Here is a 7,481-nt window from a genome sequence, read left to right as displayed (position 1 = left end):
CCCACCGCCCGGCGACCTGGCCGCCCGCCTGGTCGGCTCGGCCGGCGACGCGGGCGGGCGGCTGCCCGCCGGGCTCGGCGCGGCGGGCGCGCTGCTCACGTCGGTGGGGGCGATCGTCGGGCTCGGGGTGCTGTCGCCGTGGCTGGCACTGGCGTTCTTCGCCGGGGTGGTGCCAGGTGTGGTGCTGATCCGGCTGTTCCTGCGCGACGCCGGGTCGGCGTTCGTCCGCTACCAGGAGGTGCAGGCGGAGCTCGCGGCGCGCCTCACCGGCGCACTCACCGGGCTCCGCAGCATCCACGCGGCCGGGGCCGAACAGGCGGAAGCCGCACGGGTATTGGCACCCCTGCCCGAACTCTCTGCGGCCGGGCACGCGTTGTGGGCGGCACAACGACGCACGGCGTGGCAGGCGACGCTGCTGATCGCGGCCGTCGAGATCGCCGTGCTGACGACCGCGGGCGTGCTGCTCGCCGACGGCACGCTGGCCCCGGGGGGCCTCGCCGCGGCCGCCGGATGGGCGGCGCTCGGGGCCAGCCTGTTCGAGCAGGTCGAATCGCTGGTCGGGGTCGCCCACGCACGCGCCGGCCGGGCGCGGGTCGACGACCTGCTCGCGCTGCGGCCCACGCCCGCGGGAACGGCGACGCTCCCGGCGAACGGCACCGGGGAAATCGCTTTCCGCGGGGCCGTCGTACGCGACGGCGACCGGGTGCTGCTCGGACCGCTCGACCTCACCGTCCCGGGCGGACACACGCTCGCGGTGGTCGGGCGCTCCGGCTCCGGCAAGTCCCTCCTGGCCGCCCTCGCCGGGCGACTGCGCGACCCCGACGAGGGCACGGTGCTCATCGACGGCGTCCCGGTCGACACGCTGACCCCCGACGAGCTCCGAACCGCCGTCGGGTACGCCTTCGAACGGCCCGCACTGGTCGGGCGCACCGTGCGCGACGCGCTCGCGGGCGCGGGCGAGCCGGAGGCGGAGGCCGCCCGTGCGGCCGGCTTCCTGCGCCGCCTGCCCCGGGGGTGGGACACCCCGCTCGACGAACTCCGGCTCTCGGGCGGCGAGCTGCAACGACTGGGCCTGGCCCGGCTGCTGGCCCGACCCGCACGCGTGGTGGTACTGGACGACGCCACCTCGGGACTCGACCTCGCCACCGAATACCAGGTCACCGAAGCCCTCGACCACGCCACCCTCGGCCGCACCCGCATCGTGATCGCCCACCGCGCCACCATCGCCGCCCGCGCCAACCTGGTGGCCTGGCTGGAAAACGGCCACCTCCGCGCCCTCGCCCCCCACACCGCCCTCCTCCCCGACCCCGACTACCGCGCCACCCTGTCCGACACCGCCCTACAAGCAGCCACCTGATGGGCCACCACCGCATGGGACAACACACGGAAAGTCGACCGGCCCGACTTCTCGCGCAACAGCCTGCGTCGTCCACGGGCCACCACCTCGAAAGCCGCCCGGCCCGCCTTCCCGCAGGGACCCCGGAGCCGAGCACCACAAACACGGAAAGTCGGCCAGGCCGACTTCTGGCGCATCGCCCCAACCCTCCGCACCCCACCAGCCAGCCGGCGCCAACGCTGAAAGTCGGGCGGATCGACTTCTGATGCAGCAGCCCACGTCCACCACCAGCCACCACCCAAACGGCATCGAAAACGAAGCGGAATGCCGCCCGGATCAACTTCCCGTGCAGAGCTCGGAGCCGAATGCCGTGAACGCGGAAAGTCGGCCAGGCCGACTTCCTGCGCATCACCCCGCGCCCCACCAGCCGAACGACGCCAACGCGGGAAACCCAGCAGGCGAAGGCCGTACGCAGGAAACCCCAGAAAGTCGGCCGGGCCGACTTCTTCCGCAGGGCTCGGCACCGGCCGCCGCAGGAAGTCGGCTCGGCCGACTTTCCGCGCACGCGGCTCAGGCCCCCGCCCGCACAGGGCGTCGGGCCCGCCGACTTCTCGCGCCACCGCCCACCAACCCCAGCCGCGCAGGAAGTCGGCGACACCGACTTCCTGCTCCCACCGCCTCCCCCGGGTGGGCGCTCCTCCTCCGGCAGCTCGACACCACGCGCCGGCCGCTCCTGCGGCTGCTCGCCTGGTCCGCGGTCGAGGCCCTGCCGCCGCTGCTCTCCGGGCTGCTCGTGTCGGCCGCCGTGGACCGTGGCTTCCTCGCCGGGCGTCCCGGGATCGGGGTGGCCTGGCTCGCCGGATTCGGCGCGGCCACGGCCCTGCGGGCGTACGCGGCGCGGGCCGGGTTTCCGCACCTCGCGGCGGTCGTCGAGCCGTTCCGGGACGCACTCGTCACGCGGGTGGTGAAGGGCGCCCTCGCCCGGCCGGTAGCCGACACCGCCGAAGTCGCGCGGCTCACCGAACAGGTCGAGTCTGCACGGCAGTTGACCGCCACACTGCTGCGCACCCTTCGTGGCGTCGGGATCACCCTGGCCGCCGCCTTGGTCGGCCTGACGTTGCTCGCGCCCGCCGTCCTGCCGCTCGTCCTGCTGCCACTTCTGGCCGCCGGGCTGCTCTTCACCCGCCTGCTGCGGCCGCTGGTTGAGCGCCGCCGGGCGGTCGTACTGGAGGAGGAACGATTCGCCGCAGAGGCGGGCCGCGCCCTCCACGGCCTTCGCGACGTGCAGGCCACCGGAACACAGACACAGGTGGCCGAGGCACTGGGAGAGGCGGCCCGGGCGAGCGCCGCCGCCTCCCGCGCGCTGGGCCGGGCGTCCGCCCTGCGCGCGCTCGTGGTCGCGCTCGGCGGACGGCTGCCGGTGCTGGTCGTGCTCGCGGCGGCCCCGTGGCTGCTCGCACACGACGCACTCACGGCCGGCGAACTGCTCGGCGTCACCACGTACCTGATCCAGCAACTCGACCCGGCAGTAAGGACGTTGGCCGGGACGGTCGGCGGCTGGCTACTCGGCCTAGCGGTCGTGCTGGACCGCCTGGCCACGGCTTCCGATCACGCCCCGAACACCCCACCGACGGCAGGACACCTGGCCCCCGGCGACGGCACCCTCGGCCACGCGGTCGCGCCCTCCGACCACGCCCCGAACACCCCACCGACGGCAGGACACCTGGCCCCCGGCGACGGCACCCTTGGCCACGCGGTCGCGGCTTCCGCCAACAGCCCGATCGCCTGCGACAGCACCATCCGCCTCACAGCCCTCCGCTACGCCCATGCCGCCACCGCCGAACCTGTCCTCGACGGACTCGACGTGACGATCGGTGCCGGGGAACACGTCGCCGTCGTCGGTCCGAGTGGGGCCGGCAAGTCCACGTTGGCGGGGCTGCTCGCCGGGCTGCTCAGGCCTACGGCCGGCCGCCTGACCATCGGTGGCGAGCACCTCCCGCCCGGCGGGAGCGCGCGGTCGGTCGCGCTGTTGCCGCAGGAGGCCTACGTCTTCCCCGGCCAGCTGCGCGAGAACCTGACGTGGCTCGCTCCCCATGCCACTGACGCCGAACTCGCCCATGCCATCAGGCTCCTGGGCGCCGATGAACTCGTCACGCGGCTCGGTGGGACGGACGCCCTCGTCACCGACCCCGACGCGCTCTCCGCCGGCGAGCGCCAACTGCTCGCGCTTGTCCGGACGTACCTCTCCCCCGCCCCCGTCGTCGTGCTCGACGAGGCCACCTGCCACCTCGACGCCGCCGCCGAGGAACGGGTGGAAAGCGCCTTCGCCGCCCGCCCGGGAACGCTCATCGTCGTGGCACACCGGATCAGTTCGGCCCTGCGCGCGGACCGCGTCCTCCTCCTGGACGGCGGGCACGGCACCCTCGCCCGGCACGGGGACCTGCAGGTGCTGTCCCCGCTCTACCGCGAACTGGTCGGCCACTGGCTGGGCTCCGCCCCGCGCGCCGGCAGCGCACAGCAGGCGCGGCGCACATGATGACCGCGCGCCCGCCGGGAGGGATCGCCGGGTCGGGAGCAGCGCGAGAGGGCGGGAGTGGAAAGTCGGCGTCATCGACTTCCTACGCAGGCCCGGTGGATCCATGAGGGGGCGGCGCGTCGGAAGTCGGCGGGCCCGACTTCTCGCGCGGGGTCTTGGGGATGGTGTCGACGAGCACGGCCTCACCGCGGCTACGCCCCCTGCATGAGAAGTCGACCCGTCCGACTTCCTGCGGACCGGCGAAACCCGACACTGGCCACCCACCACCAGCCCTACGGCACGCTCGTGGACGGGAACGGCACCGGGCGGTCGGCGGCCAGGGGATGAGGGTCCGGGGCAGGAGGGCGCGGCGCGTCGGCGGGCGGGTGCCACGGCGCCGTCGGCTGGGCGGCGCGCTTGTGCATCGTGCTTGGGGTGGGCGTCGCGCTCGGGCAGGGCCGTACCTCCCGGGGGCTTTGGGACCACAGAGAGGTGCGGGCAGGGCGGGTGCTGCGGGGCTCTGCCGCTCGGGTGGGGAGGTTGTGGTGATCCCGTGGCTCGTGCAGCGCGCTCTGCGTTGGGCGCTCGGGAGTTGGGGGCGGGGAGGAGGGGCGCGTGCTGCGGGCCCGCCTGTTGGGCATCGCGCTGGCGCATCGCGCTCTGCGCCGGTGACTTGGGGTGAGGCGCCGGGCGGGCGAGGTGGGTGCAGGCGGGCCGATTGGCTGGTGCCGGGGGCGGGTGGGGCCCTCTCTGTGGGGCGCTGCCGCTTGGGTGGGGACGCCATGGTGATCCCGTGGCTCGGGCGGCGTGCTCTGCGTCGCAGGCGAGGTGGGTGCCGCCGTGGGCGTTGGGTGGGGAGGGCTTGGGGGTAAGGATCTCGATAGGATCTCGGGCGGCTCGGCCGTTATGGTGGCCGGGGCACGGGCCGCGATCACCGGCTGTGGCGCGTTTCCTGCGCCCGAAACGGGGGCCCGACCGCGCATCCACAGTGCCGGGCGGGGCGCCGATGCATCTGCAAGCTCCGCACGGAAAAGACGATTCTGATGTCCGACACCCTCACCGACACCACCGGACCCGCGACCATCGGGACCGACGCCGACGAGACCACGGCCGAGGACACCGCGTCGCACGGCCGCCACCGCGGCCTGTCCTCCGCCGACGACAGCCCCGAGGCCGGCTCGCACGGCCGGCACCGCGCCGCCGACCACGGCTGACGCAGGGCTGAACACCGCACACGAAGGGCCCGCTGGGAACAGATCCCGGCGGGCCCTCGTGCGTTCAGGCAAGCGTGGCGTCCGTCTCGGGAGGAGATCCTGGCGCTCAGGCCAGGGTGACGACCGTCCGCAGGGCTTCGCCGGTGCGCATCTGGGTGATCGCGTCGTTGACGTCGGTCAGGGCGACGCGATGGGTGATCATGCCGTCGAGGTCGATCCGGCCGGCTCGCCACAGGTCGACGATCAGGGCGATGGTCGAGGGCACGGGTGCCCCGCCGTAGAGCGAGGGCAGCAGGCGCTTCTCGTTGAAGAACAGCTCGCCCATGGTGAACTGCGCGAGGTCGTCCTGCGCCCCGGCGCCGATCACGATCACCGCGCCGCCGCGGCGCGTGGCGTCGTACGCGGCGCGGACGGTCGCCGAGCGGCCGACCGCCTCGAAGACGTAGTCGTAGCCGCCGCCGGGCAGGCCCTTGGCGGTCGCCTTGAGGTCCTCCGGGGCGATGGCGTCGGTGGCGCCGAAGGCCAGGGCCCGGTCGCGTCGCGACACCACGGGGTCGACGACGGTGATCCGGCCCGCGCCGCAGACCCGGGCGCCCTGGACGGTGGCCACGCCGACGCCGCCGGCGCCGATCACGGCCACCGAGGCGCCGGGCTCGACGCGGGCGGTGTTGACGGCGGCGCCGACGCCGGTGGTCACCCCGCAGCCGATCAGCGCGGCGGCCTCGTACGGGAGGTCGGCGGGGACCTTGATCACGGCGTCCTCGGCGACGACGACCTCGTCGGCGAACGAGCCGGTGCCGTAGAAGCCGGAGGCGTCGACCGCGACGCCGCCCTCCTCGTAGCGGAAGCCGGGGGCGCCGAGGCGCCGCAGGCTCGCGGTGCAGAGGTGGCCGCGGCCGCGCTCGCAGTGCGCGCAGCGCCCGCAGGGAGCCATCCAGCACAGGACGACGCGGTCGCCGGGTGCGACGGCCCGCACGCCCTCGCCGACCTCGACGACGTCCCCCGCGCCCTCGTGGCCGGGCACGAAGGGCGCCGGCTGGGGCAGCACGCCGTTCATCGCGGAGAGGTCGGAGTGGCACAGGCTCGCCGCGCGCATCCGCACCCTGACCATGCCGGGTCCGAACCCGACGGCCGTCACGTCCTCGCGGACGTCGAGCGTGTCCTGCCCGGTCTTGTGCAGAACGGCTGCGCGCATGGGGCTGCTCCCGGTGTGCCTCGGATCCACGGTCGCGCCGATTCTGGCACGGGCGCGGAGCGGCGACTAGAACACGTTCCAGCGGCGGTCCCGGGAGGAAGCGCGGACGTACCGTCGAGTAGGGTCCGACCGGAGCACCCAGACAGACCCCCATCGCGAGGAGCCGCCCCATGTCCGACCTGCTGGAGAGCGTCCGTCCGGCGGACGAGGTGGTGGCGGCGTTCGAGGCAGCCACCGGGTTCATGCCGGTCGACGAGGGCCTCGCGCTGTACGCGGCCGCCGTCACGGCGGCGCGGCGCACCGGGCTGCCGGTGCTGGAGATCGGGACGTACTGCGGGCGCTCGGCGATCCTGCTGGCCGCGGCGGCCCGGGAGACCGGGACGGTCGCGCTGACCGTCGACCACCACCGGGGGTCGGAGGAGCAGCAGCCGGGCTGGGAGTACCACGACCCGACGCTGGTGGACCCCGAGGTCGGGCTGATGGACACGCTGCCGGCGTTCCGCCGGACGCTGCACGCGGCCGGGCTGGAGGAGCACGTGGTGGCGCTGGTCGGGCGCTCGCCGCGGATCGCGGCGCTGTGGGGACGTCCGGTCGCCCTGGTGTTCATCGACGGCGGGCACACCGACGAGCACGCGACCGGCGACTACGAGGGCTGGGTGCCGCACCTCGCCCCCGAGGGCCTGCTGGTGGTGCACGACGTGTTCCCGGACCCGGCGGACGGCGGCCAGGCGCCCTACCGGGTGTACCTGCGGGCGCTCGCGGAGGGCTTCGAGGAGGTCTCCGTCACCGGTTCGCTGCGTGTGCTGCGCAGGCGTGCACCGATGCTCTAACGTCGTGCCGGAACCGCCGGGCGGAGGTCCGGAGGGTACGGTGTCCGCGCCGAACCGGGCAGCAAGCGCCGTCAGGACAGGGCGGCACGAGGCGGCACACGGCGGCACCAGACACAGCGACGGCGGACGGTGGGGGCTAGCGGCACATGACGGACCAGCACAACACCGCTCCGGCGGTCTGGGACCCGACCGCCCGCGGCGGCGCCGGCGGCTGGGTCCGCGGCCCCCAGCAGCAGAGCCCCCAGCAGCCCGGTGCCCAGCAGCCCGCCGACGCCGCACCCCCGGCGGCCCAAGCACCCCCCCGGCCCCCCCCCCCCCCCGCCCCTCCCGCCGCCCCCGCGCCCGGCCCGGGCGGGGGGGGCGTCCGGGGGCCCGCGCGGGGGGGCCGCGC

5 protein-coding genes are annotated in these 7,481 nt (G+C 75.0%); 4 read left to right on the top strand and 1 reads right to left on the bottom strand.

Annotation, left to right across the window (positions count from 1 at the left end):
• The 3 genes from AB0O00_RS24795 to AB0O00_RS24785 form a co-directional block, all read left to right on the top strand.
• Positions 1–1,357, top strand: a 1,357-nt coding sequence (locus tag AB0O00_RS24795) for an ABC transporter ATP-binding protein (protein ID WP_363655217.1), incomplete at its 5' end; no start/stop codon positions are given.
• 784 nt (positions 1,358–2,141) lie between these two features.
• On the top strand, positions 2,142–3,872 hold the full coding sequence (locus tag AB0O00_RS24790) for an ABC transporter ATP-binding protein (RefSeq protein ID WP_363655215.1): 1,731 nt from the start codon (positions 2,142–2,144) through the stop codon (positions 3,870–3,872).
• Positions 3,873–4,894: 1,022 nt separating this feature from the next.
• Positions 4,895–5,065, top strand: a complete 171-nt coding sequence (locus tag AB0O00_RS24785) for a hypothetical protein (RefSeq protein ID WP_363655213.1) — start codon at positions 4,895–4,897, stop codon at positions 5,063–5,065.
• A 106-nt stretch (positions 5,066–5,171) separates the two neighbouring features.
• On the opposite strand, the gene AB0O00_RS24780 is transcribed toward AB0O00_RS24785, so the two are convergent.
• A complete protein-coding gene (locus AB0O00_RS24780) occupies positions 5,172–6,260 on the bottom strand; it encodes an alcohol dehydrogenase catalytic domain-containing protein (protein WP_363655212.1) in 1,089 nt (362 codons plus the stop codon).
• Between the two features lie 170 nt (positions 6,261–6,430).
• Here AB0O00_RS24780 and AB0O00_RS24775 point away from each other — a divergent pair, with 170 nt between their 5' ends.
• A complete protein-coding gene (locus AB0O00_RS24775) occupies positions 6,431–7,090 on the top strand; it encodes a class I SAM-dependent methyltransferase (protein WP_363655210.1) in 660 nt (219 codons plus the stop codon).
• The last annotated feature ends 391 nt before the right edge of the window (positions 7,091–7,481 follow it).

This window comes from Kitasatospora sp. NPDC093558, from assembly GCF_040683475.1.
Taxonomy (GTDB): Bacteria; Actinomycetota; Actinomycetes; order Streptomycetales; family Streptomycetaceae; genus Kitasatospora.
Note: the sequence above shows the minus strand (reverse complement) of the source record. Positions and strands in the feature narration are given on the sequence as shown.

Excerpts from the sequence above, each read along its gene's own strand:
- AB0O00_RS24785 (WP_363655213.1), top strand. The coding sequence starts at position 4,895 with ATGTCCGACACCCTCACCGACACCACCGGACCCGCGACCATCGGGACC.
- AB0O00_RS24780 (WP_363655212.1), bottom strand. The coding sequence starts at position 6,260 with ATGCGCGCAGCCGTTCTGCACAAGACCGGGCAGGACACGCTCGACGTC.
- AB0O00_RS24775 (WP_363655210.1), top strand. The coding sequence starts at position 6,431 with ATGTCCGACCTGCTGGAGAGCGTCCGTCCGGCGGACGAGGTGGTGGCG.